Here is a 25904-nt window from a genome sequence, read left to right as displayed (position 1 = left end):
TTTGTTTTAAAGCCGCATGGATGCAGTCTAGATAGATCTAACAGGTCAGCCAAGACGACCTTGGCCGAATGCGTGCAAGTTCAGGGAGCTATTGCAAAAGAGCTAGCAAGCGCGCTTTGTTACACTGCTCACCTCTCTGCCATTGCTTAACATGTTATGGCGTTCCACTGATCTGGCTGTTAGGGCTGTAAATGCGCGTTCTCCTGTTATCTGCCTACGAAGCGGTGAGTCATCGCTACTGGGCACAAAGTTTAATGGCGCAGCTTGAGGAGGTGTCGTGGATGCAACTGAGCCTGCCACCGCGTCATTTTGCTTGGCGTATTCGTGGCAATCCGCTGAGCTGGATGCTCAAAGAGCACGATACTCTCAGCCAGTCGTTTGATGTGGTGCTCGCCACATCAATGGTTGACCTGGCGACGCTGGTGGGGCTGTTCCCGCATCTGGGTCGAGCAAAAAAGGTCGTCTACTTTCATGAAAACCAGTTCGCCTATCCAGAGTCGAGCGATCAAATGCCACAAGTAGAGGCCAAAATGGTCAATCTGTATACGGTGCTGGCGGCGGATAGCGTGGCGTTTAACAGCGCCTATAACCGTGACTCCTTTATTGATGGCGCGCGAGCTTTTTTGAAAAAAATGCCGGAAAACCTTCCGGCAGCTAAGCCACTGGAAGCGATACGCGAGCGGGCTATGGTATTGCCAGTGCCCATTCCTGATAGCTTAGCACCTAAAAACGTAGCACTTGAAAACTTAGCATCTAAAAACTTAGCATCTAAAAACTTAGCACCTTGCCAGCAAACGGCTTTTCAAAAAACGGTGCCACAGCGAATTGTTTGGAATCACCGCTGGGAGTATGACAAAAATCCCGACGACTTCTTCGCCGTGCTGTTTGCGTTAAGCGAAGCCGGAGTAGCATTTGAACTGGCGGTGCTTGGTCAGCGTTTCCGCCAAGTCCCCGCTATTTTTGTCGAGGCTGAGCAGCGCTTAGCCAAGCATATTGTGGCTTGGGGACCACAGCCGGAGGTGGCGTACCGTGAGTTGTTGGATAGCGCGAACATTGTGGTTTCGACCACTTGGCATGAGTTTCAGGGTTTGGCGATCATGGAAGCGGCCCAGCACGGGGCGTTGCCACTGGTACCCGATCGGCTCTGCTTCCCGGCGCTTTATCCGCCTGCCTATCGCTATGACGGTACCCGGGTAGGGCTTTACGACCGGCTCAGTGCTTGGCTCACCGATCCTGCGGCTCGCCCTGAACGCCTTGATACCACCGCTTGGGAGTGGCCCGCTTGGCGTGAGGCTTACCGCCGGTTGCTGATGAGTTCGACTTGATGGCCTAGCCGTCAAGCAAGTTCGGTTTTGTCTTTATAGTCGCACAGATCCTCGATAATGCAGCTACCACAGCGGGGTTTGCGCGCGATGCAAGTGTAACGGCCGTGCAGAATCAGCCAGTGGTGAGCATCGTGCAGAAACCCTTTTGGCACATGGCGTAGCAGTTTTTGCTCCACCTCAACGACATCTTTGCCTTTAGCGATGCCGGTGCGGTTGGAGACTCGGAAAATATGCGTATCCACCGCCATGGTGGGCTGACCAAATGCCGTGTTGAGAATCACATTGGCGGTTTTACGGCCTACGCCGGGCAAGGCTTCCAACGCTTGACGGGTGTCGGGCACTTCGCCGCTGTGCTGGTTGACCAGGATGTGGCAGGTTTTCATCAGGTTTTCGGCTTTGGTGTTATACAAGCCGATGGTTTTGATATGCGCTTTAAGCTCATCGATACCTAAATCAATGATCGCTTGGGGCGTGTTGGCGACCGGGTAGAGCCGCGCCGTGGCTTTGTTGACGCCTACATCGGTGGCTTGAGCAGAAAGCAGTACGGCAGCCAGCAGCTCAAAGGGCGTGTTCCAATTAAGCTCGGTGGTGGGGTGCGGGTTCTCTGCCTGAAGGCGAGCAAAGATTTCATGACGCTTTTGGGCATTCATGGCGGGTCTCTTAATCAATACGCGTTATAAATACAAGCAGTTGCTTACATGTGTACTTTCGGTATCTTGCCAACTATTTAATCGTGCCGGTAACCCGTACGCGGCGCGCAGTTCGGGGTGCTGCCGCCACTGGCTTGGCACGGGCAACATTGCGTTGATCAATAGCGTTTTTCAGCGCGATTAACAGGCCCGCCACAAAGAATGCGCCGGGCGGCAGCACGAAAAACAGGAACTGGTAGTCGTCGGCAATCGTCAGTTGCCAACTGGCCGCTTGCGGTCCAAACAGTAGCGCCATATCGCTAAATAGGGTGCCTTGGCCCAGTAACTCGCGAAGAGTGCCAAGTAACACCAGTACCGCAGCAAAACCCAACCCCATCATAAAGCCATCAATGGCCGCTGGAAGCACCGGCTGGCGGGAGGCAAAGGCATCGGCTCGGCCAAGAATGGCGCAGTTGGTCACGATCAGCGGAATAAAAATCCCCAATACCTGATAAAGCGGGTAGGCATAGGCGGCCATCAGCAGTTCAGCACAGGTAACAAAAGCTGCAATCACCATCACGAAAGCGGGCAAGCGCACCGCGCTGGGCACCTGGTGACGAATCAGCGAAATCGCCGTGCTGGAGCCTGCCATTACCAGTAGCGTTGCCAGCGCCAGCCCCAGCGCATTGACCACGCTGCCGCTGACGGCCAGCAGCGGGCAAAGTCCTAGCAACTGCACCAACGCGGGGTTATTCGACCAAAGGCCGCTTTTGGCGAGTTCGCGCCACTGGCTCATAAGGTGGGCTCCTCAAATGACATCGGTAGCGGTGTATCGGCGGCGTACTGAAGCGTTTTATGGACAGCGTTGACCACGGCGCGGGGTGTAATCGTTGCACCGGTAAACGCATCAAAGTGACCGCCATCTTTAGCTACCGCCCAGCCTTCTGGCGGCAAACTATCTAACCTTAAACCATTAAACCCGGTGATCCAGTCGCTGCGGCTGCGCTCAATGTCATCGCCTAGCCCAGGCGTTTCCTGGTGCTGGGTAACGCGCACGCCGCTGATACGCTGGTGCTCATCAATGCCAATCAGTAGGTAGATCTCGCCGTTATATCCCTGGCGGGTTACCACCGGCAAGATCACTGCGCTGCTTCTGTTTCTGCTCGGGTTATTGTTCTCACTGTTACTTACCCACCAGCCTTGGCTATCACTCGCCAGCCCTAGCGCTTGTGGGTTGGGAAGGGTAAAGGTGCTCTCCAACACTTGAGTGACGGGCGTATTCGCGAGCGCTTGGGGCAGCACTTCCTGCAGTTGGCGGTGTTGGTAAGCCAACTGATGCGTTTCTATACGTTCGGCGGTTAGCGTGCGGGTAAGCGCAACGCTGCCCGCCGTTACCAAGGCAAAAGTGCCCAGGGCAATCGCACCACGCCGCATGGCCTGGAACAGCGTCATGGCTGTTCTCCTGGCTTACCCGGTGAGGCTTTTTGCTGGCCAGTGGGCTGCGGTACGCTATATAAATCCAGTAATGGTACGCATAGGTTCATCAGTAAGACCGCAAACGCCACCGCATCCGGGTAGCCGCCAAAGGTGCGGATAATGATAACCAGCGCGCCGATCCCCGCGCCATAAATAAGTTTGCCGCGTTGGCTGGTGGCGGCGGAGACCGGGTCGGTGGCAATAAAGAACGCCCCGAATAGCGTTGCCCCGGTGAGCAGGTGAAATAGCGGTGAAGCGAAGTGGCTGGGGGCGCTGAGATAAAACAGCGTGGCCAGTAGTACTAGGCTGCCAAGCATAGCGATCGGGATATGCCAGCTAATAATCCGCTTTGCCATCAACACCCCACCACCCGCTAGCCAGGCAAGCGCTACCCATTGCCAGGCAGTTAGGGTTCCATTCGGCAGTGGGTTAGCAGCCCAAAACTCGCTGGCAAGCACGGCGTTTCCTTTGTGCTTAAAAGCATCGAGCGGTGTTGCGCCGCTCAAACTATCTAGTTGGGTGGTCGGCAGCGTTCCAGTAATTTGTGCCCATAAATCATTAGGTAGCATTTCCTGGGGCGGTGCCCACAGCGTCATGTAGGTAGGAAACGACACCAATAGCAGCGCATAGCCCACCATGGCGGGGTTAAACGGGTTATGCCCCAAGCCGCCGTATAGCTGCTTGGCGACCACAATTGCCGCGATCATACCCACGCCGATAAGCCACCAGGGGCTAGCGGGTGGCAGTGACGTGCCCAGCAGAACGCCGGTAAGCAGGGCACTTGAGTCATCCAGCGCCACACGAATGGGTCGCTGGCGTAGCCGTAGTACGGCGGCTTCAAGCGCAACACCAAAAGCGGCGGCTAACAGTACATTGCTGATAACCCCAAGGCCAAAGAAGTAGCTCATGGTGGCGATGCCTGGCAGGGTTGCTGCAATCACCCAACGCATTAAGCTTGCCGTTGGCGGCACCGCGGTTGTCGTCATGGCATCTTTAACGCCTGAGGCGTGCATCATGCTCATGACGACTCCTCGCTAGACTGCTGTTCGCGCGCCTGGGCAAGCTGCAACTCAGCTGCTTTCAAGTTCTCCTGGGCGGTGGCAAGCTGCATTTCTAAGTCATCCAGGGATTGTTTAGGGTCTTCCTGAGCGACGCGCGCCAGGGTTTTTTCAGCTTTTTTGACCGATGCTTTAGCGGCGGCATGGGCGATGCGCAGACCGCGTAAGTCGACCTTTTCGCTATTGGTTGCGGCAGTGTTAGAAGGGCGCCGCTGTTGCGCCTGGCGGGCTTGCTTGCGTGCCTGTTTCTCTGCCTCCTCCCGAGCAAGCCGCGCTTGGCGAAACTCAAAACGATGCTTGGCGTGCTCCGCCTTTGTTGCCTCAATCCGCTGCAGGCGTATTCGGCTTTTAGCTTCCCGGTAATCCACCACAAGCGGGATGTGACTGGGGCAGACGTAGCTGCAGGCACCGCACTCAATGCAGTCGAACAGGTGATAGCGCTCCAGCTTGGCATCGTCCTGAGCGCGGGCGTACCAGTGCAGCTGTTGCGGCAGCAGTGCTACCGGGCAAACGCTTTCGCACTCACCGCAGCGAATGCAGGGCGATTCTGCTGGGGGCGGCGGTAATTCTTCAAGTGTGGCCGCGATTAAACAGTTGGTAAGCTTGGTGACTGGCGTATCGAGCGTTAGCAGTGGCGTGCCCATCATGGGGCCACCTTGAATCACTTGGTGTAACTCTGAGGTATTTAACCCTGTCTGCTCCAGCAGCTCTCTAACAGAGGTGCCGAGCCGCACCCAGCGATTGCCGGGCTGGGTGATTGCCTCACCTGTCAGAGTGACAGTTCGGGAAACCAGCGGCTGACCATCGCGCACTGCGTGTAGTATCGCCAGTAGCGTGCCTGGATTATGGCACAGCACGCCAACATCAGCAGGCAGCCCGCCGCTGGGTACGTTGAGGTCTAGCAGTTTTTTAATCAGTTGTCGTTCGCCGCCGCTGGGGTAGCGGGTGGCGATCACGGTCAGCTCGACAGGGACTGGTTGACTATTGGTTAGGGCTTGCTTCAGCGCGTCAATGGCCTCGGGTTTGTTATCCTCGATGCCAATAACGATATGCTGCGCGCCACACAGTTTGGCGGTTATCTGTGCGCCTTCTAGCACCTCATTAGCGTAGTGGCGCAGGGTGAGATCGTCGGCGGTGATATAGGGCTCGCACTCGGCGGCGTTAATCACCAAGGTGTCAATCGTATGCCGCTCGACCACCCGCGCTTTAATATGGGCGGGAAACCCAGCGCCTCCTAAGCCGACGATGCCGCTCTCGTTTAAACGTTCTAGCAGCGCATGGGGTTCGGCATATTGCCACTCTAACGGTGGCAAGCGGAGCCACGCATCTTGGCCATCACCATCAATGCTGATTTGGGTAGTGCTAACCTCGCCCACCGTACCGCTAATACTGGCGTGCAGGGCGCTAGAGACCATGCCTTCGCGTTTGGCAATCACGCTGCCCACTTTTACCGTATCTCCTTGCGCGACACAGGGCGTAGCGGGCTGACCGCTGTGCTGCTGTAGGGGGAGAGTGACCCGGCTGGGCAGTGGCGCTTCAATCAGCGCGGATTGGTTTGAACGCTGTTTGCGTTCGGGGGGGTAAATTCCTCCCGGGAAGTCAAAGGCGTTCGACATCAAGACACCCCTGAAGCGGGTTGGCGGTCGCTGGCAATCATATTTGATGTGCGCGCCACTACCGGCTGCCACTGGGTGAGCGGGGCTGAGCGTGGCAGCATATCGATACAGTCCACGGGGCAGGGATCAAGACACAGATCACAGCCGGTGCATTCGTCTTCAATCACGGTATGCATCAATTTAGCCGCGCCGATAATCGCATCGACCGGGCAGGCCTGGATGCACTTGGTGCAGCCAATGCACTCCGCTTCGCGAATAAACGCCACCTTGGCTTCGCTTTGTGCTTCGCCATCCAGGGGCTCGGGGGCGCGCCCGAGAAGATCGGCAAGGGCGTGAATCGTCGCTTCGCCACCCGGAGGACATTTATTCAGCGCATCCCCCTGATTAATGGCCTCGGCGTAAGGGCGGCAGCCTGGGTAGCCGCACTGGCCGCACTGGGTTTGCGGCAGCAGTGCATCAATTTGTTCAACTAGCGGGTTATCTTCGCGTTTAAAGCGTTCGCTAACCACGCCCAGTAGGGCGCCAAAACCGATACCCAAGCCGGTTAATACTGCGACGGCGCTGAGGATTCCAATGATGTCAATGGTGCTATTCATTGTGCGCTGCCTTCATCCCTGCACCAACCCTGAAAACCCTAAAAATGCTAACGACATAAGGCTGGCGGTGATCATAGCTATCGCGGCGCCTTGGAAGGGTTTGGGAATATCCGCCCCCGCTAAACGTTCGCGCATCGCGGCAAACAGTACCAAAATAAGCGAGAAGCCCAGTGCCGCGCCCAATCCATAAAGGGTGGTGTGGAAAAAGCTTAATTCACGGTTTAACGACAGCAGGGCTACACCCAATACCGCGCAGTTGGTGGTGATCAGCGGCAGGAAAATGCCCAGCACCTGGTGCAGCAGCGGACTCAGTTGGCGCACCATGATTTCGGTAAACTGCACCACGGCGGCGATCACCACGATAAAACTAATGGTACGCAGGTAGGTTACATCCAGCGGCACAAGCAGGCCGTGATAAACCACGAAGCTAGCGGCCGATGCCAGGGTCAGCACAAAGGTAGTGGCCAGGGACATGCCCATGGCCGACTCCAGTTTGTTAGAGACGCCCATAAACGGGCATAGGCCCAAGAACTGAACCAGTACGAAATTGTTGACCAGGGCAGTGCTGATCAAAATGATAAATAACTCACTCATGGCAGCGTATTGTGCGAAGAAAAGGCGGTGTTGGCTAGCGAGGGTGTATACACCTTAGCAGTATGCCGCCCGTCTGCTTTGGCTGCGTAGAGCGCTTGGTCGGCGGCCGTCATTAATCCACTGGGCGTCATGGCGCCTTCTATATCTAACTGGCTAATGCCAATGCTAACGGTGACATATGAAGCCACAGGCGATACCTGATGGGGATGCCTTAATTGGTCTACGGCATGACTAAGCGCTTGGCTTTTCTCCATCGCCTGGGTGGCAGAAGTGGCGGGCAGCATGGCGCTGAACTCTTCGCCGCCTGTGCGCGCTATAAAAAAGCCATGGGCGGTGGCGACCTCATGCATCGTTTGCGCGACCCGTCGCAAACAAATATCCCCTTCAGGATGTCCATAATGATCGTTAAACAGCTTGAAATGGTCAATATCAATCATCATGACCGAGAGGGACTGTCCAGTGGTCTGGGCATTATTGACCACCTCTTGTAGGCGCTGATCGAATAGACGGCGGTTGGGTAAGCCGGTCAAGGGGTCATGGGTAGAAAGCTGGATTAGTTCGGCATTGAGTTGTTGCTGGCGCTTAAATTGATTTTGAAAAGCGCGGGCAAGTATTCCTATTTCATCACCACGTTTCAATAAACTGCTCGACTCATCAATATCGCCGCTGATTTGCTGGGTGAAGCTGGTTAGGATTTTGAGCGGCTTAAGAATAATGCGCTCTAACAGAAGCAGTACAAGGCCGATGACCAACAGCATTAAGCATGCTGTCCACAGCAGCACGTAGCGAAACGTTTCTAAGCTGGCAAGATAGCTGGTGCGTTTAAGCTGAGTACCTAGTGCTATTTGTTCATTGGATGGGTAGGTAGTTAAAAAGCGCTGCGCGAAAATCGTATTGCCCGTAATGTTAATGGCAATATCGTTATCTTCCTTGCCATTAACCACGGAAAGCATCGTTGGAAGCCCCGTATAGCGCTCTATTGTGCTAAGCCAATCCGCGTCCATGGGGCGTACTTTAAACAGCCAGCCTTGAGATGGCCCACTTTCGTCAGTGCGGAAAATGGGATTGGATGCCACGATTAATGGCGGGGAGCCTGCATACAGGGCACTTTTTCTTTGCAGAGGATCTTCTTTAATTGAGGCTTGCATAGTATGCACCAAGCCATCCATCCATCGGCATTCTCTCTCTACGCTACGGCAGGTGTGGTACTGGCCATTAGCTGGATTGATGCCAGCTAAAAAGTGTACCTCGCCCTCCGCGTTGAAAAAGGCCATGAGTTGGTAATGCATCTCTTCAAACATCTGTTGGCTAAAGTTGGTATCGGTGTAACCCGGGTAGTTACCCTGAACAAACTCGTAGGTGTCGTCCCAAATTGCCCAGTCTCGCGCTTGGGCCAGTAAAGTTTCGTGGCTAACATTTAGTCCAGCCTCTATTTTCTCTAACTCTTTTGTCACTACCGCATGTTCTTCCTTGTGTAGGGCCGGAAATATTACCCATTTACTCAATATTACCAAGGAGATAAGCGCGAGGAGTAAAACCCCACTTAGAGCTGCAAGGAAGCGAAAGCGCAAAGATCGAGAGAAGCGTTGAAGCATAGAGCGAACCTGAACAAAGCGATAATGGTATGTGATAACTGCAAAAATAAGGGGGCAAAGACGGTTAGCCTCTGCCCCCATAATCACATAATTGGAGTATTACGTTACTCGCTGTCCCGGTTCGGCGCCCGCATCGGGAGAGAGCAGGTAGATGCCATCTTCATTGGCAGAGGCTAACACCATGCCTTCCGATACGCCAAAGCGCATTTTGCGCGGTGCCAAATTAGCGACCATCACGGTCAAGCGGCCTTCCAGAGCTTCCGGTGCGTAGGCGGAGCGAATGCCGGAGAAGACGTTGCGGGTTTCGCCGCCTAGATCAAGGGTCAATTGCAATAGCTTGTCGGCGCCTTCGACGTATTCGGCTTTGGTGATGCGCGCAATGCGCAGGTCGACTTTGGCAAAGGCGGCAAAGTCGATTTCCTCGGCGATAGGGTCTTCCGCCAGCGGGCCTTTAGGCGCTTCTTTCAATTTTTGCTCTTCCACGAGATCTTCCTTCGATGCTTCAATCATGGCATCGATTTTGTCGCGTTCAACGCGTGTCATCAGCGGTTTGAATTTATTGATTGAGTGATCAGTGAGTACGCTTTGACGAGTGTGCCAGTCCAGCGACTCAACGTTAAGAAACGCACGGGCCTCTTCAGCCATGGCGGGAACCACCGGGGCCAGATAAACCATCAGCAGGCGGAACAGATTAATGCCTACCGAGCATATCTCAAGCACCTCTGCGTCGCGGCCATCCTGCTTGGCCAGCGCCCAAGGTTCTTTATCCGCAATGTAGGTGTTGGCTTCATCCGCCAGCTCCATGATTTTGCGCATTGCCCGGCTAAATTCCCGGGCTTCAAAGTCTTCGGCAATATCATTACCGGCGGCAATAAAGCGGGCGACCATTTGCGGTTCTGCGCAGTGAGCCGAGAGAGTGCCACCACCAATTTTCTTAACAAAACCGGCGCAGCGGCTGGCAATGTTGACTACTTTGCCGACTAAATCGGAATTTACTCGGGCGGCAAAGTCCTCCAGGTTCAAATCCAAATCATCAACTTTGGAGGTAAGCTTCGCGGCAAAGTAGTAGCGCAGGTATTCAGGGTTCAGGTGATCGGCGTAGGTGGCGGCTTTAATAAAGGTGCCGCGGGATTTCGACATCTTGGCGCCGTCTACCGTCAGGAAGCCGTGGCAGTTGACGGCGGTGGGCGTGCGCAGGTCAGCGCCATGCAGCATGGCGGGCCAGAAGAGCGCGTGGAAGTAGACGATATCTTTGCCGATAAAGTGATACACCTCGGCATCAGAGCCTTTCTTCCAATAGCTGTCGAAGTCGATACCTTCGCGGTCACACAAGTTCTTGAAGCTGGCCAAATAGCCAATCGGCGCATCCAGCCAGACATAAAAGTATTTGCCTGGAGCATCGGGAATTTCGAAGCCGAAGTAGGGCGCATCCCGGGAAATATCCCACTCGTTAAAGCCGGACTCAAACCACTCCATCAGCTTATTGCGGATTTGCGGCTGCACATGGCCGTCGTCAATCCAGCCCTGCAAAAAGTCGGCAAAGTCAGGCAGTTTAAAGAAGTAGTGGGTCGAGGTGCGTACTTCGGGCGTTGCGCCTGAAATGGCTGAAACGGGGTTGATCAAGTCGGCGGGGGTATAGGTAGCGCCGCACTTTTCGCAGTTATCGCCATACTGGTCTTCAGCGCCACATTTGGGGCAGGTGCCTTTAATAAAACGGTCAGCCAGAAACAAGCCTTTCTGGGGGTCAAACATCTGCTCGATATCACGGGTGGCAATATGGCCTTTATCCCGTAACCGCTTATAAATCATTTCGCTGAAGTGGCGGTTTTCAGCGGAGTGGGTCGAGTGGTAGTTGTCGAACCCAACGCCAAAGCGGGCAAAGTCCGTTTGGTGGTCGTTGGAAACCCGCTCAATCAGCGCTTCAGAGGTAATGCCTTCCTGCTCGGCACGCAGCATAATGGCGGTGCCATGGGCGTCATCGGCACACACATAGTAGCACTGCTGGCCACGGCTTTTCTGGAAACGTACCCAGATATCAGTCTGGATATACTCAAGTAAGTGACCAAGGTGAATGGCTCCATTGGCGTAAGGGAGCGCGCTAGTCACCAAAATGTTGCGCGTGGCGGTAGTAGACATGGTGAAGGTTAATTCCGAGTGAATAAGGGTGCCGGTCAGGCGATAGTAAAAAAGACGGCGAAGTCGCTAAACGCTTCGCCGATGCCGTTACTTCCTAGCAACGATTAATAAAGCGCTTGCTCTTCTTGAACGACTTCACGCAGCAGTTCTAAAAAGAGCTTATCAGCCTCAGAGTGTTCAGCCGGGTCTTCCGGTATATGCACGCTGGTGGTATCGGAAATTTCGTTGGCAATCCGCGCCATCGCCGCAGGGCTATTGCCTTCGGTCAGCTGTTCTCTGGCAATTGCCAGTGATTGCTCAAGGATTTTTGGGTCTTGCAGCAGCTTGCGAATAAAGCCACGTAGCTCGTTTATGATACGTGTTTTCTGAATTTCTGAACCGGACATGGGAGTCTCCTTAGGATCGCGATTGACGACAGCGCCAAGCGAAACCAATCAATGCGTTGACCATAGCATTTTTTCCGCCAACGGGCATGAGTTGCCCGTTATTAAAATGGCAGCTTAAAGCGCTGATTTAGAGCGACAGTCGCCCGGCCTTGTGTTTAACGGGGTTCGCGTACTGGGCAAGCCAATAGGGGCGCAGAGGCTCCGGCACTTCGGCAAGCCGGGCATTAAAGCGTTCACGGTCTTGTCGAGTGATGGCTTTGCGTGCCACTAGCTCCGGAGCTTCGCCCAGCGCCTCTAAAGCCAAATAGTGACTGGGGAACAAGCGATATCCACCAATCACCTGGCGGTCAATCTCAGCAGCGACTTCGTCGGGGGTGGCCATATCAGAACCTACCGGCGTGCCAAAGTGCAGCCGTACACGCCCTTTGGAGCCGGTAATGCCGGCTACAATGGAGCGAATATCTTCAAACTCACTTTTGGCGTAGCTACCCTGGGTGTCGATATCGTGTAGCTCCTGGGCTTTTTGGACATCGCAGGGGTCGTATTCATAGCTAATCGATACCGGCACCAGCTTTAACTCAGCAATAGCCTCGCCAAACACCATATCCCGCTCTGCGGCTCGCCTGGCCATGATCAGCATTTTGATAATGGCGGGCTCAGTATGGTCGATGCCGTTCTTGGCCCGCCCTTCCCGCTGTGCCATCCAGATTGAGTGCTGGTCTTCGGTAATGGTATGGCGAATATAGGCGGAAAGTTGCTGGTACGCTGCCAGCATAGCCCGCTTGCCTCGGGCGCTGCGTGGCACGATAAAGCTTTTATTAAGCCGCATTAGATCGGTGACATAGGGCTTTTTAAGCAGATTGTCACCGATCGCGATACGCACGGTGTCGCGGTTTGCTTGATAGAGCGCATAGTTGACGAACGCGGGATCCAGCGAGATATCGCGGTGGTTACCTATGAATAGGTAAGCGCCGTTGGCGTCGAGTTTGTCGAGGCCGGTAACTTCAAAGGCATCCGTGGTGGTACGAATCATGCGCTCCATGTAATGGGCAATGCGCATTTGAAACTCATAAACCGTCGTTACGTCTTTGACTTCACGACGCACGGCACGGCTGGCAAAAACACGCGCCAATGATGGCGCCCAGCGCGCCATGCGCGGCAGCCGAAAGCGGGTCAGTGCATCCAGCAGCTCGTTGTCCCGTGAGAGCCTGGCCAGCACATCGGCCACTTCATGATCCATAAAGGGCCGAATATCGGCCCACGGGTCTGTCTCGGTAGAGGCGTTGGTAGCGTTGTTGTGATGAGTCATGCGAACCGTTGGATGATAAATAGTAAATATCGATTAATAACATCGAGGCGAAAAGACGACTTCGAATAACAGTCTTGAATGACTATAGAGCCCTTACTGCGCCGCGGGTTCCCGCTGTGTCTCGCCGCCAAGCCACTCTATCAAGCGTGGAATGTCGGTAGATAGCGCCTGCGCCATTAAAATAAAGTCTGTTTCCAGACGGGCAAGCGCATCGTCTCCGTCGTCAGCGTGGTCGGCTTCTTCAATCAAGGCATCGCCAAAGCGCAACGATTTCAGTGCCAAATCATCGTGTAGCACACAACTTAGCCGTCCTTCCAGGCTAATCGCGAGCTTACTGGCTTGGCGGCCGCTCTCAAGCAGTTGCTGAATTTCATCGCTGTCTAAATCGACCTGGCGAGCACGCAGCACGCCGTCATCACCTTTGGCTTTGAGTTCAACCTGATCACCAAGCTGAAGATCAGCCGGGCGACTGGCCGCATCACCTAGCCAAGTGGTCATGGCTCGAATAGGCAGCGTCTGTGAGCTCAGTGGGGTGACTTTTAAGCTGCCCAGGGTTTCGCGAAGCAAATCCAGAATATCTTCGGCGCGGGTGCGTGAACTGGCATTGATGCCAATCATCTGGCCGCGAATGTCCCACCAAAGATCAATTTTCTGGCTTCGCACAAAGGCGCGGGGCAATAAATTCTCGGTGACCTGCTCTTTTAATGCGGTCTTCTCTTTGCGGGTCACTTTGCGGCCTTCGCTGGCCTCAATATCCGCCACCTGCTCATCGACTTCCTCTTTTACAACAGAGGCGGGCAGTAGACGCTCTTGGCGCAGCGCTGAAAGCAGCCGATGTGATTGAATTTCGTGGACAAGCTGCCCTGCGCCCAAACGTCCAGCAGGTGCAGTCCAGCCCAGGCGGCGTGCGTCGGCGTTGCCGAGTGGTTTGGCGGCATGCTCTTGTAAAGCGCTAGCGAGCTCATCGCTGGATAATTCGGGCGCGTCGTGCAGGCGGTATAAATGCAAGTGCTTAAACCACATGGAGCCAATCCTGTTTAAAAGGTGGCACATTATGGCGAAAGCGGGGCATTCCTACCAGCGGCTGTCGCTAATCGTCTCTGTTGCACGTGTTTCAAACTTGTGTTTGATTGAGGGTTCGCTACCTAAATACTACCTGCCAGCTAAATGCATTTTTAAATGAGCATCAGGAGGGGTTATGAGTACGTCACTGTCGCGAGTTCATTTGCGTGTTCGAGGCTATCACCTGGATGGCTACGGGCATGTGAACAACGCTCGCTATCTTGAATTTATGGAAGAGGGACGCTGGGATTTTTTTGATCAGCACCCAGAGATGATCACAGAGCTCCATCAGGCCGGGCGGGCATTCGTTGTCGTTAATTTGAACATTGATTATCTGGCCGCTGCCCGCCAAGGGGATGATTTGGAAGTGATGACCGGGATCATCGACGTTGGTGAGCGCAGCGGGCTCTGCCACCACCGTATTGTGCGTAAGAATGGCACCGTCATCGCCCGTGCCGATTTAACCTTCGTGCTACTCGATATGCGCGCCAACAAGGCCGCTGCGATCGAGGGAGAGGTGCGTGAGGCGTTGGCCGCGATAACCTTGGGGAAAGAGGCATTTAGCGTCTAAACGGCTTTGGTGAGCTCCCTGGCTGCCCTTGCTGCTTTTGCGGTGGTATGATGTCGCAGTATTTGCGCGCCGCTCTATGGTAATTTCAGAGCGGTGTTTACCAGCGCTTTCAACTCTCGCAGTGCCAATGCAGTGCAAAGGATCTGACTTTCATGGGTGACATCGCCAGAGAAATCTTGCCCGTCAATATTGAAGACGAGCTTAAACAGTCGTATCTCGACTATGCGATGAGCGTCATTATCGGCCGCGCGCTTCCAGATGTGCGGGATGGCCTTAAACCGGTTCACCGGCGTGTGCTGTTTGCCATGCATGAATTGGGTAATGATTGGAATAAACCGTACAAGAAGTCGGCGCGTGTCGTCGGCGATGTCATCGGTAAATACCATCCGCACGGTGATAGCGCGGTATACGACACCATCGTACGTATGGCGCAGCACTTCTCAATGCGCCATGTCCTGGTCGACGGTCAGGGTAACTTCGGTTCTATCGATGGGGATAACGCGGCCGCCATGCGTTATACCGAGGTGCGTATGTCGCGCCTTGCCCACGAACTGCTTGCTGACCTTGAGAAAGATACCGTCGATTGGGTGGATAACTACGACGGTACCGAGCGTATCCCTGCCGTATTGCCCACCAAGGTCCCCAACCTGCTAATCAACGGCTCGTCGGGTATTGCGGTAGGTATGGCAACCAATATTCCACCGCATAACATGCGTGAAGTGATTGATGGCTGTTTGGCCCTCATTGACGACTACACGCTGTCGGTGGATGACTTGATGGAGTATATCCCCGGCCCTGACTTCCCCACCGGCGCCATTATCAATGGCCGCGCGGGCATTTTGTCGGCGTATCGTACAGGCCGTGGGCGTATTTATGTGCGTGCTTGCCACACCATTGAGCATCATGACAAAACCGGTCGCGATCACATCATCATCACCGAGCTGCCTTATCAGGTGAATAAGGCGCGCTTGATCGAGAAGATCGCCGAGCTGGTGAAAGAGAAGAAGATTGAAGGTATCGCCGAACTGCGCGATGAGTCGGATAAAGATGGTCTGCGCGTGGTGATTGAAATCAAGCGCGGTGAGTCCGGCGAAGTAGTGGTCAATAACCTGTTTGCTCAAACGCAGTTGCAAAATGTGTTCGGGATTAACATGGTGGCGCTGGAAAATGGCCAGCCACGCACGCTCAATCTTAAAGAGATGCTGGAAGCCTTTATTCGCCACCGGCGCGAAGTGGTTACCCGGCGCACGCTGTATGAGCTGAAAAAAGCCCGTGAGCGTGGGCATCTGTTGGAAGGCTTGGCCGTCGCTATCTCGAATATCGATGAAGTGATCGAACTGATCAAAGCCTCACCCAACGCGGCTGAAGCGCGTGAAAAGCTGCTTGCCAAGACTTGGCAGCCCGGTCAGGTGACCGCCATGTTAGAGCGGGCCGGAGCCACTTCTTGCAAGCCAGAAGAGCTGGAAGAGGGTTTTGGTTTAAATACCGCAGCCACCTCTTATCGACTCTCGCCTGCCCAGGCGCAGGCGATTCTGGAGCTGCGCCTGCACCGCTTGACGGGGCTTGAGACCGAGAAGCTTCTTGATGAATACCTCAGTATTCTTGAGAAAATTGCTGAGCTAACCGAGATTCTGGCCTCAGCCGACCGCTTAATGGAAGTGATTCGCGAAGAGCTGCGAGCGGTGCGTGACCAGTTTGGCGATGATCGTCGTACGGAAATTCAGGCCAGCCATCTGGATCTCTCGATTGAAGATTTGATCGCTGAAGAGGATATGGTGGTCACGGTTTCGCGCTCTGGTTATGCCAAGACGCAGCCGCTGTCGGATTATCAGGCCCAGCGCCGTGGTGGCCGCGGTAAGTCCGCTACCGCCATGAAAGACGAAGACGTGATTGAACATCTGCTGGTGGCCTCTACTCATGACACCGTTCTGCTGTTCTCAAATCGCGGCAAAGTGTACTGGCTGAAAGTTTACGAAATGCCCAACGCCAGCCGTGGCTCGCGTGGTAAACCGCTGGTTAACATGCTTCCACTGGAAGAGGGCGAAGCGGTTAACGCCATCTTGCCGGTGCGCGACTACAACCCTGATAACTACATCTTCTTTGCCACAGCCAAAGGCACCGTTAAGCGGACTAGCCTTGAGCAGTTCTCGCGCCCGCGCAGCGTTGGCCTGATTGCGATTGATTTGGAAGAGGGTGACCGCTTGGTTGGCGCGGCGATTACGGCGGGTAATGACCATGCCATGCTGCTGTCTTCTAACGGTAAGGCGATTCGCTTTGAAGAAGGTAATGCACGTGCCATGGGTCGCACTGCCCGCGGCGTGCGTGGTATGCGCCTAGCCGGCGATGCGGAAGTCATTAGCCTGATTATTCCCAAAAGCCAGCAGATCGACGCCGAAGCGGATGCCGAAAGTGAAGCGCAGGATTCCAACCAAGAGAGCGCTTTAGCGGAAACGGCTGATGGTCAAATCTACATTATGACCGCCAGTGAAAATGGTTACGGCAAGCGCACGCGTTTAGAAGAGTTCCCGCTGCGAGGTCGTGGTGGCCAGGGTGTCATCGCCATGCAAACCAGCGAGCGTAACGGTTCGCTCGTGGCGGCGATGCAGGTCTATGACAGCGATGAAATGATGCTGATCACCGACCGCGGCACGCTAGTGCGTACCCGTGTGGAAGAGGTCTCGACCACATCACGGAATACCCAGGGCGTGATGCTGATTCGTCTTGGCAAAGAGGAGAAGCTGGTCAAGACGGTGCGCGTTGATGAACCAGAAGAGAGCGACGAGCTAAGCGGCCTCGAAGAAAGCGCCCTTGAAGACGCCCAGGCGAATGAAACATCCGATGATGCACAGGAAACGGGGACTGATGACACGTCACTATAATTTCTGCGCAGGGCCAGCGGCCCTGCCGGTAGCCGTACTGGAACGCGCTCGAGAGGAGTTACTGGACTATCAGGGGCGCGGTCTTTCCGTGATGGAAATGAGCCACCGCAGTGATGAATTTATCGCCATTGCAGAGCGTGCCGAAGCCGACTTTCGTCATCTGCTGGGCGTGCCGGACAACTATCGCGTGCTGTTTCTGCAGGGCGGAGCCAGCTTGCAGTTTGCCATGCTGCCGATGAACCTGTTGGGGCAAGGCGGTAGAGGCAATTTTATTCAGACCGGCATCTGGGGCAAGAAGGCGCTCAATGAGGCCAAGCACCTTGGTTTTGATTGCCATGTGGTTGCCAGTAGTGAGTCCAACGGCCATACGGCGGTGCCCGCACAAGACGAACTGCGGGTGAGCGCAGATGCTGCCTATTTGCACTACACCTCTAACGAGACAATTGGCGGCTTGGAATTTGACTATACGCCGCAGATTCAGCGTGCCGATGGCGCTCACGTGCCGCTGGTGTGCGACATGTCGTCAAATATCTTGTCTGGGCCCATCGACGTTAGCGAATTTGGCGTGATCTATGCTGGGGCACAGAAAAATATTGGCCCCGCCGGGTTAACGCTGGTGGTGGTGCGTGACGACCTGCTAGGCAAAGCCCAGGCCAATATACCTTCGCTATTTGATTATCAAATGCTGGCGGACGCTGGTTCGATGGTCAATACGCCCCCCACTTACGCCTGGTATTTAGCCGGGCTGGTATTTCAGTGGCTGAAGGATGATATTGGCGGATTGGCGGCGATGGACGCTATCAATCAGCGTAAGGCCGATAAACTTTACGCAGCGATTGATGCCAGCGAGCTTTATAGCAATCCAATTGCTAACGCCAACCGTTCGCGCATGAACGTGCCCTTTGTGCTGGCCGACTCGGCGCTGGATAAAGCGTTTTTACAGCAGGCCGATGCGGCGGGGCTGCTTAATTTGAAAGGTCACCGCAGCGTGGGCGGTATGCGTGCCAGCCTTTACAACGCGGTGCCTGAGTCTGCGGTAGATGCCTTAATTGCATTTATGGCCGATTTTGAAAAAACAAGGGGCTAATCACCATGTCCGACACGTCGATCAATCTGGATGAGTTGCGCCAGCGTATCGATCAGCTCGATAGCGATATTCTGAACCTGATCAGTGAACGCGCCAGCTGTGCCCAGCAGGTGGCCCATGTCAAGCTAGCTGAAGATGAAGATGCGGTGTTTTATCGCCCTGAACGAGAGGCTCAGGTGCTTCGGCGCATTATGGCGTTGAATAAGGGGCCGCTTGATTCAGAAGAGATGGCGCGGCTGTTTCGCGAAATCATGTCGGCGTGTTTGGCGCTTGAGCAGCCGGTAAAAGTTGCTTACTTAGGACCTGAAGGTACCTTTACGCAACAGGCGGCGCTCAAGCACTTTGGTGAAAGCGCTGTTAGCCTGCCCATGGCGGCCATCGACGAGGTATTTCGTGAAGTAGAGGCGGGAGCCGTACACTACGGCGTCGTGCCGGTGGAAAACTCCACCGAAGGGGTGGTTAATCACACCCTGGACACCTTTATGGATTCCTCGATTAAAATTTGTGGCGAAGTAGTACTGCGTATTCACCACCATTTGTTGGTCAGTGAAACGACGCGCCGCGATAAGGTCTCTCGTATCTACTCGCACCCGCAGTCGTTTGCCCAGTGCCGTAAATGGCTGGATGCTCACTATCCCCATGCCGAGCGCGTGCCGGTTTCCTCTAATGCGGAAGCGGCCAAGTTAGTCAAAACCGAGTGGCATAGTGCAGCGATTGCAGGTGATATGGCGGCCAAGCTTTATGGGCTTGAGCACATTGCCGAAAAAATTGAAGACAGCCCGGATAACTCCACGCGATTTTTGATTATTGGCAACCAGGATGTGCCCATGGCGGGAGAGGATAAAACCTCTATTGTGGTTGCCATGCGCAACCAGCCGGGGACGCTGCATGCGTTGCTGGAGCCGTTTCATCGACACCAAATTGATTTAACGCGCCTTGAAACACGTCCTTCGCGCACGGGTGTGTGGAACTACGTCTTTTTTATCGACTTTAAAGGCCATCGTGATGAGCCCAAGGTCGCGGCAGTGCTTGAGGAGGTACAGCTGCGGGCGGCGGATCTACGCGTGCTGGGTTCTTACCCCATAGGCGTGCTGTGACATTAATGGTCGAAGACGGCGTTAAAATATCAGGCTGTCGTGAATCACGTCTATTGATTGTTGGTCTGGGATTGATTGGTGGTTCGCTAGCGGCAGCGCTGCGCGCGGCCGGGTTTCAGGGGCAAATTGCTGCCTGTGATCCTGATGACAGTGAGATTGCTCGCGGTATTGTGATGGGGCTGATCGACTCAGGCGGTACCCAGCTAGCTGAGCAAGTCAATGATGCCACCATGGTAGTGCTGGCAGTGCCGGTGCTTGCCATGGAGAGCGTGATGGCAAGTTTGGCCGAAGCGCTACCTAACGCGTCGGCTGACGTTGTGATTACCGATGTCGGTAGTACCAAGGCGACTATCCGCGCCTGCGCTCAGCGTGTATTTGGCCAAGTACCCACTAATATGGTGCTGGGGCACCCTATTGCCGGCTCAGAAAAAAGCGGTGTGGCAGCGGCGAATCCGCGTTTGTATGTAGACCACAAGGTTATTTTGACACCTGAGCTGAACGTCGACCGTGAGGCTTTGCAGCGCGTGCGCTGCTTATGGGAGGCCTGTGGTGCCGATGTGCTGGAAATGGACGTAGAGCGCCATGACCAAGTGTTGGCGCGTACCAGCCATTTGCCGCACTTGCTGGCATTTTCGCTGGTGGATACGCTTGCGCGTCAGGATGAGCGGCTGGATATTTTTCGTTACGCAGCGGGCGGCTTTCGCGACTTTACCCGTATCGCGGGAAGCGACCCGGTGATGTGGCGAGATATTTTTATTGCCAACAAGCAGGCGGTTTTAGCATCGCTGGATGATTTTGAAGCGGGGCTCTCTCGGTTGCGTCATGCGGTAGAAGTCGGTGACAGCGATGCGCTGATTGCCACCTTTGATCGGGCGAGCCACGCCCGGCACTATTTCGACTCTTTATTGAACAAAACCAGTTATCAGGCGGAATATCATATGCAACCACAAGGTAAGGTTACCTACCGTGTGCAGCCGGGCGGTCAAGCTCAGGGGCGTTTACGCGTACCTGGCGACAAATCCATGTCCCACCGCTCCATTATGCTAGGCGCGCTGGCTGAGGGTGTCACTGAAGTAAAAGGCTTTCTGGAAGGTGAGGATAGTCTGGCGACCCTGCAGGCGTTTCGTGAAATGGGTGTGGCGATCGAAGGGCCGCACCAGGGCCGTGTGACCATTCACGGTGTGGGTATGCATGGCTTAAAAGCCCCTGCAGGCCCGCTCTATGTGGGTAACTCGGGCACCGCCATGCGGCTTTTTTCAGGACTGCTTGCAGGCCAAGCGTTTGATAGCGAGTTGACCGGCGATGAGTCACTGACTAAACGGCCTATGGGGCGCGTGGCTGACCCGCTGCGCTTGATGGGCGCAACCATTGATACTGCTGAGGCCGGGCGCCCGCCCTTGAAGATTCGCGGTGGCGCCAAGCTTAAAGGCATTCATTACGATATGCCCATGGCCAGTGCCCAGGTTAAATCTTGCCTGTTGCTGGCGGGGCTGTACGCTGAAGGCGAAACTCGGGTGAGCGAACCTGCACCGACCCGCGATCACACCGAGCGTATGCTCAATGGTTTTGGCTACGCGGTTTCCCGTGAGGGCGATACCTGCTGGCTCAAAGGGGGCGGTAAGCTCATTGCAGGCCCCATTGATGTGCCTTCGGATATTTCATCCGCAACCTTCTTCTTAGTGGCAGCTGCCATTACCCCAGGCGCTGATATTACCCTTGAGCACGTCGGCATTAATCCTACTCGGATTGGCGTAATCAATATTCTTACCCTGATGGGGGCGAATTTAGCGCTAGAGAATGAGCGCGAAGTGGGCGGTGAGCCGGTGGCCGATATTCGTATCCGCTATGCGCCGCTGAAAGGCATTGATATCCCCGAAGATCAAGTGCCGTTAGCGATTGATGAATTCCCCGCACTGTTTATTGCCGCCGCTAACGCTGAAGGCGTAACCCGTCTTAGAGGCGCTGATGAGCTACGAGTCAAAGAGTCTGATCGCATTCAGGCCATGGCTGATGGCTTGGCCGTGTTAGGTGTGCAGCACACCGTCGTAGAAGACGGCATTGATATTGTCGGCAATGGCGATGGGCAAAAAGCGAGCTACGGCGGCGGGCGTGTCGATAGTCTGGGCGATCACCGGATTGCCATGGCGTTTGCGATTTCATCGCTACGCGCAAGTGCCGAAATTGTGATTGAAGACTGCGCCAATGTGGCGACCTCTTTCCCTGACTTTGTCGAATTAGCCACGCGCATTGGCATGGGCGTTAGCGTGGAGGGCGCGCATGAATGATCGTGTTGCCGTTGCTCCCGTTGTCACCATTGATGGCCCTGGCGGTGCTGGTAAAGGCACCATCAGTGGTTTGGTGGCAGAACGCCTAGGTTGGCATCTGCTCGATAGTGGCGCGCTTTATCGACTGACGGCTCAAGCGGCGGTTAAGCACAACGTAGCCGTTGACGATGAGTTGGGCCTGGCACGTTTGGCAGAACAGCTGGATGTGGCGTTTCCTGTTGAAGAGGGCCAGCCACGTACGCTGCTTGAAGGTGAAGATGTTGGCCAGGTAATTCGCACCGAACAGGCCGGCGAGCGAGCTTCTCAAGTGGCGGCACTGCCCGCGGTGCGCCAAGCTCTGCTACAGCGCCAGCGCGATTTTTGCCAAGCGCCGGGCTTAGTGGCGGATGGCCGTGACATGGGAACCGTGGTGTTTCCTGACGCTACGCTGAAGATTTTTTTAACCGCCAGCGCCGATGAACGGGCGCGTCGACGCTATCTGCAGTTGCAGGAAGCCGGGGTGGATGCTAGTCTTTCGAGTCTTTTAAAGGAGATTCAGGCACGCGATGCACGCGACACGCAGCGCAGTGTGGCTCCTCTCAAGCCGGCAGATGATGCCATTACGCTTGATACCACGCGCCTGAGCATACCGGAAGTGGTTGATCGACTGACCGAACTGCTCGCCCAAAGAGGGCTGGTAAGCGGCGTGTGATTCTCCCTTGCGGCGCTTTTGGATAGGTGTCACGACGTGGCAGGGCACTAAACTCACATCGGTGAGCCCGGTCAGGTCTAACCAGCGTTAACACCCCCAAAGGCTGAGTGACATTAGGCCCGCACTTGCTGGTGGTGCGGAGAAGGCATTTATGCCTCAACAACGTAATTACGTAGGAACACCATGAGCGAAAGCTTTGCTGAGCTGTTTGAACAGTCTCTTAACGACATCAACATGGAGCCAGGCGCTATTGTCGCGGCTCAGGTTGTCGACATTGACGGTGACTGGGTTACTGTCAACGCTGGTCTGAAATCTGAAGGTCAGATCCCTGCGTCACAATTTCGCGATGAGCACGGTAATCTGAACATCGCTATCGGTGACGACGTGCACGTTGCACTTGAAGCCGTAGAAGATGGTTTCGGTGAAACGCGTCTGTCTCGTGAAAAAGCCAAGCGCGCAGAAGCTTGGAAGATTCTTGAAGCAGCCTTCGAGAAAGACGAAATCATTAAAGGCGTTATTAACGGTAAGGTTAAAGGCGGCTTCACTGTTGAAGTTGACTCTATCCGTGCCTTCTTGCCGGGCTCGTTGGTTGACGTTCGTCCAGTTCGCGACACTGCGCACCTGGAAAACAAAGAGCTGGACTTTAAAGTCATTAAGCTCGATCCGAAGCGCAACAACGTTGTAGTATCACGTCGTGCGGTTCTGGAAGCAGAGAACAGTGCCGAGCGCGAAGCGCTGCTGGCAACTCTGCAAGAAGGTCAGCAGATCAAAGGTATCGTTAAGAACCTGACAGACTACGGCGCTTTCGTAGACCTGGGTGGTGTTGACGGCCTGCTGCACATTACAGACATGGCGTGGAAGCGTATTAAGCATCCGTCCGAAATCGTTGCCGTTGGCGATGAGATCAACGTCAAAGTTCTGAAGTTTGATCGTGAGCGTAATCGCGTTTCACTGGGTCTGAAGCAGTTGGGCGAAGATCCGTGGGTCAACATTAAAGAGCGTTATCCGGAAGGCATGAAAGTGCATGCGGTCGTCACTAACCTGACTGACTACGGCTGCTTTGCCGAGCTGGAAGAGGGTGTTGAAGGTCTGGTTCACGTTTCTGAAATGGACTGGACTAACAAAAACATCCATCCGTCTAAAGTCGTTCAAGTGGGCGATGATGTTGACGTCATGGTGTTGGATATCGACGAAGAGCGTCGTCGTATTTCTCTGGGTATCAAGCAGTGCACTGCTAACCCGTGGGAAACCTTCAATACAGACTACAACAAGGGTGACCGGGTTTCCGGCACCATCAAGTCAATTACTGACTTCGGTATCTTTATCGGCCTAGAAGGCGGTATTGACGGTCTGGTTCACTTGTCTGACATTTCTTGGACTGATACTGGCGAAGAAGCCGTACGCAGCTTTAAGAAAGGCGACGAAGCTGAAGCCGTTATCCTGTCTATTGATCCAGAGCGTGAGCGCATCTCGCTGGGCATCAAGCAGATGGATTCTGACCCCGTTGCTGAGTACCTGTCAGTCAACGATAAGGGCAGCATCGTAACCGGTCGTGTCATTGAAGTTGATGCCAAAGAAGCGCAAGTTGAATTGGCGACTGACGTTATCGCTGTGCTGAAAGCCTCAGAAATCAGTGCTGACCGTGTAGAAGATGCGCGTAATGTGCTGAACGAAGGTGACAGCGTAGAAGCTCGTATCGTGAGTGTTGATCGCAAGAGCCGTCAGATCAATCTGTCGGTAAAAGCGAAAGACCAAGACGATACGCGTCAGAATCTGAAGAAGATGCGTGAGCAAGAGCCGGAAACTGCAGGTGGCCCGACCACCATCGGTGATTTGATCAAGCAGCAGATGGGCCAAGACTAATTATCGATTAGTTATTGGTTTGTAAATGCGCCGCCCTTATGGGCGGCGTTTTTGTTTGTAGTGGTTGAGTGCTGGTAATAGCTCTACAGGTAGGTGTGTATAGTCGCCGTATTCTATTAGGGTTAAACTCTTTAAACAGCAATTGAGCTTTAAAAAAACGATTAGTAATTGAGTGAAAATCAACTAGACTGTTGTCAGTTACTCTTTTTACAGGAATAATGTCCCTGCATTCTGAACTAGTGGGTGTCAAGGTTGTCAATCTGCACCTCAGTTAGATCCCATTCAGCTGAGTCCCATTCAGTTGGATAAGCTATTAAAGGAACTCCGATGTCATTACTTAACGAATATATCCAAAAAGAACAGCAGCTAAAACAGCTTCAGGAAGATTTGCAGCGCTTAGAAGGCGACCAGCGTCTAAAAAGCGAGTTGGAATTTAAGGCCAAACTTGAAGCGCTAATGACTGAGTTTGGCAAGCGCCCAGGCGATGTCATTGCCTTATTGGATCCGGCTGCTGACCAACGTACGGCTAAAACCACAGCCAGTGGCAATGCACGTCGTAAGCGTCGTCTTAAAATTTACAAAAACCCTAAAACTGGGGAAGTCATTGAGACTCGTGGCGGCAACCATAAAGGCCTGCGTAGCTGGAAAGATCAGTATGGCGATGAAACCGTCGAATCTTGGTTGGAGCGCATGGAAGACTAAGTTAGTTAACAACCGGCATTTCTGTACAGAAATGCCGGTTTTTTATTGCCCTGTGTTCAGCTATATCGCTAAGACGTGATCATCACTGCTAGGCTATTAAGGGGATGCGAAGTTCTAAATGGTTCGCTTTCCATAATACCTGCGGAGGGTGGCCGCTAACGTGACAGGCGTTTTGCTTGTGAAGTAGATACATGATGGCATGCATCAAAGCGCTATTTAGATCAGCTAAGTCGTCAAAGCACGTGCTCGCGTAGTGATGGGGGGGAATGTCGACCCGCCGGTAGGGCACTGGTAACGCAATGTCTTGTGCATTGTCCGTATCCGATAGGTAAAGACCAAAGTCGGTACGGTATGAATGAAAAGATTTACGATTAAGTACATTAACCTTATCTGCGAGTATGTCGGGCAGTGCAATGATGGTCGTTGATAGTCTCAGGCGCGCCTGTAAGCACGCTAGCTGCTTATTATGATAGCTGGCATCCCCTAGCCCCTTAATATGCTTGGGAGCTTTGTAGAGGCGCATTAGGATCATTTGGCGGTCATTGCTTTTTTCGATGCGCGTGTTAAAAACAGGATGCGGTTTTGGTTGAATGAGTGCGGTTTTCAGGGCTTGTCGAAAACTGCGCGGACTCAACTGATAGCGACGTTGAAATGCCCGGGAAAACGACGAGTGGTTATGGTACCCGCAACGTATCGCAATTTGCGCTATATTGAGAGGAGTAAGCCCTAGCAACACCGCTGCGCGCTCCAATCGCCTTATTTCACGGTAGGCGCTAGGTGAGATGTCAAAGCTTTGGCGAAATTGGCGCCGAACTTGGGAAGATGAATACCCTATGTGATTTGCAAGGTCTTCAATACCGAGTGGCTTATCAAGTGTGTCCTGCAGCCAGATCTCAGCTCGTGTCATCGCGTTGAACATTATCTGGCCTCTAATGCGTGAATCATAC

22 protein-coding genes are annotated in these 25904 nt (G+C 54.1%); 9 read left to right on the top strand and 13 right to left on the bottom strand.

Features of this window, described 5'->3' with window-relative positions:
* Positions 1 to 191 precede the first annotated feature (191 nt).
* On the top strand, positions 192 to 1325 hold the full coding sequence (locus HZU72_RS10610) for a tRNA-queuosine alpha-mannosyltransferase domain-containing protein (protein WP_180091766.1): 1134 nt from the start codon (positions 192 to 194) through the stop codon (positions 1323 to 1325).
* Positions 1326 to 1336: 11 nt separating this feature from the next.
* On the opposite strand, the gene nth is transcribed toward HZU72_RS10610, so the two are convergent.
* The 12 genes from nth to HZU72_RS10550 all read right to left on the bottom strand — a co-directional run bounded on the left by nth (position 1337) and on the right by HZU72_RS10550 (position 13743).
* Positions 1337 to 1975, bottom strand: a complete 639-nt coding sequence (nth, locus tag HZU72_RS10605; RefSeq protein WP_180091765.1) for an endonuclease III — start codon at positions 1973 to 1975, stop codon at positions 1337 to 1339.
* A gap of 73 nt (positions 1976 to 2048) precedes the next feature.
* Positions 2049 to 2750 (bottom strand): electron transport complex subunit E, encoded by a 702-nt coding sequence (locus tag HZU72_RS10600; protein ID WP_180091764.1) that lies wholly within the window; start codon positions 2748 to 2750, stop codon positions 2049 to 2051.
* Positions 2747 to 3406, bottom strand: coding sequence for an electron transport complex subunit RsxG (gene rsxG, locus HZU72_RS10595; protein ID WP_180091763.1), 660 nt, complete (start codon positions 3404 to 3406; stop codon positions 2747 to 2749). Before rsxG ends, HZU72_RS10600 begins: the two co-directional genes overlap by 4 nt.
* A complete protein-coding gene (locus tag HZU72_RS10590) occupies positions 3403 to 4452 on the bottom strand; it encodes an RnfABCDGE type electron transport complex subunit D (RefSeq protein WP_180091762.1) in 1050 nt (349 codons plus the stop codon). Before HZU72_RS10590 ends, rsxG begins: the two co-directional genes overlap by 4 nt.
* A complete protein-coding gene (gene rsxC / locus HZU72_RS10585; RefSeq protein ID WP_180091761.1) occupies positions 4449 to 6104 on the bottom strand; it encodes an electron transport complex subunit RsxC in 1656 nt (551 codons plus the stop codon). Before rsxC ends, HZU72_RS10590 begins: the two co-directional genes overlap by 4 nt.
* Positions 6104 to 6700, bottom strand: a complete 597-nt coding sequence (rsxB, locus tag HZU72_RS10580) for an electron transport complex subunit RsxB (RefSeq protein WP_180091760.1) — start codon at positions 6698 to 6700, stop codon at positions 6104 to 6106. The genes rsxC and rsxB overlap by 1 nt, the downstream gene beginning before the upstream one ends.
* A gap of 12 nt (positions 6701 to 6712) precedes the next feature.
* Positions 6713 to 7294 (bottom strand): electron transport complex subunit RsxA, encoded by a 582-nt coding sequence (rsxA, locus tag HZU72_RS10575; protein ID WP_180091759.1) that lies wholly within the window; start codon positions 7292 to 7294, stop codon positions 6713 to 6715.
* On the bottom strand, positions 7291 to 8748 hold the full coding sequence (locus HZU72_RS10570) for a sensor domain-containing diguanylate cyclase (protein ID WP_286902471.1): 1458 nt from the start codon (positions 8746 to 8748) through the stop codon (positions 7291 to 7293). Before HZU72_RS10570 ends, rsxA begins: the two co-directional genes overlap by 4 nt.
* A gap of 240 nt (positions 8749 to 8988) precedes the next feature.
* Positions 8989 to 11025 (bottom strand): methionine--tRNA ligase, encoded by a 2037-nt coding sequence (metG, locus tag HZU72_RS10565; RefSeq protein ID WP_180091757.1) that lies wholly within the window; start codon positions 11023 to 11025, stop codon positions 8989 to 8991.
* Positions 11026 to 11129: 104 nt separating this feature from the next.
* On the bottom strand, positions 11130 to 11411 hold the full coding sequence (locus HZU72_RS10560; protein ID WP_133732398.1) for a hypothetical protein: 282 nt from the start codon (positions 11409 to 11411) through the stop codon (positions 11130 to 11132).
* Between the two features lie 127 nt (positions 11412 to 11538).
* The gene (locus HZU72_RS10555) at positions 11539 to 12720 is read right to left on the bottom strand and encodes a 1-acyl-sn-glycerol-3-phosphate acyltransferase (RefSeq protein WP_180091756.1); all 1182 of its coding nucleotides are present in this window, start codon (positions 12718 to 12720) and stop codon (positions 11539 to 11541) included.
* 93 nt (positions 12721 to 12813) lie between these two features.
* Positions 12814 to 13743, bottom strand: coding sequence for a recombination-associated protein RdgC (locus HZU72_RS10550; protein ID WP_133732400.1), 930 nt, complete (start codon positions 13741 to 13743; stop codon positions 12814 to 12816).
* Between the two features lie 175 nt (positions 13744 to 13918).
* On the opposite strand from HZU72_RS10550, the gene HZU72_RS10545 reads away from it, so the two are divergent.
* The 8 genes from HZU72_RS10545 to HZU72_RS10510 all read left to right on the top strand — a co-directional run bounded on the left by HZU72_RS10545 (position 13919) and on the right by HZU72_RS10510 (position 24957).
* Complete coding sequence (locus tag HZU72_RS10545) at positions 13919 to 14353, top strand: acyl-CoA thioesterase (RefSeq protein WP_180091755.1); 435 nt, start codon at positions 13919 to 13921, stop codon at positions 14351 to 14353.
* Between the two features lie 152 nt (positions 14354 to 14505).
* Complete coding sequence (gene gyrA, locus HZU72_RS10540; RefSeq protein WP_180091754.1) at positions 14506 to 17232, top strand: DNA gyrase subunit A; 2727 nt, start codon at positions 14506 to 14508, stop codon at positions 17230 to 17232.
* On the top strand, positions 17216 to 18319 hold the full coding sequence (serC, locus tag HZU72_RS10535) for a 3-phosphoserine/phosphohydroxythreonine transaminase (protein ID WP_180091753.1): 1104 nt from the start codon (positions 17216 to 17218) through the stop codon (positions 18317 to 18319). The genes gyrA and serC overlap by 17 nt, the downstream gene beginning before the upstream one ends.
* Positions 18320 to 18324: 5 nt before the next feature.
* Positions 18325 to 19416, top strand: a complete 1092-nt coding sequence (pheA, locus tag HZU72_RS10530) for a prephenate dehydratase (protein ID WP_180091752.1) — start codon at positions 18325 to 18327, stop codon at positions 19414 to 19416.
* Positions 19417 to 19421: 5 nt separating this feature from the next.
* The gene (locus tag HZU72_RS10525; RefSeq protein WP_180091870.1) at positions 19422 to 21701 is read left to right on the top strand and encodes a bifunctional prephenate dehydrogenase/3-phosphoshikimate 1-carboxyvinyltransferase; all 2280 of its coding nucleotides are present in this window, start codon (positions 19422 to 19424) and stop codon (positions 21699 to 21701) included.
* Complete coding sequence (gene cmk, locus HZU72_RS10520; RefSeq protein ID WP_180091751.1) at positions 21694 to 22392, top strand: (d)CMP kinase; 699 nt, start codon at positions 21694 to 21696, stop codon at positions 22390 to 22392. The genes HZU72_RS10525 and cmk overlap by 8 nt, the downstream gene beginning before the upstream one ends.
* A 183-nt stretch (positions 22393 to 22575) precedes the next feature.
* Positions 22576 to 24255 (top strand): 30S ribosomal protein S1, encoded by a 1680-nt coding sequence (gene rpsA, locus HZU72_RS10515; protein ID WP_008957327.1) that lies wholly within the window; start codon positions 22576 to 22578, stop codon positions 24253 to 24255.
* A 327-nt stretch (positions 24256 to 24582) separates the two neighbouring features.
* A complete protein-coding gene (locus HZU72_RS10510) occupies positions 24583 to 24957 on the top strand; it encodes a histone-like nucleoid-structuring protein, MvaT/MvaU family (RefSeq protein ID WP_022523599.1) in 375 nt (124 codons plus the stop codon).
* An 88-nt stretch (positions 24958 to 25045) separates the two neighbouring features.
* Here the strand turns inward: HZU72_RS10510 and HZU72_RS10505 are convergent, their stop codons facing one another.
* On the bottom strand, positions 25046 to 25876 hold the full coding sequence (locus HZU72_RS10505) for a helix-turn-helix transcriptional regulator (RefSeq protein WP_180091750.1): 831 nt from the start codon (positions 25874 to 25876) through the stop codon (positions 25046 to 25048).
* Positions 25877 to 25904 lie beyond the last annotated feature (28 nt).

Source organism: Vreelandella sedimenti (assembly GCF_013416325.1).
Classification (GTDB): domain Bacteria; phylum Pseudomonadota; class Gammaproteobacteria; order Pseudomonadales; family Halomonadaceae; genus Vreelandella; species Vreelandella sedimenti.
Note: the sequence above shows the minus strand (reverse complement) of the source record. Positions and strands in the feature narration are given on the sequence as shown.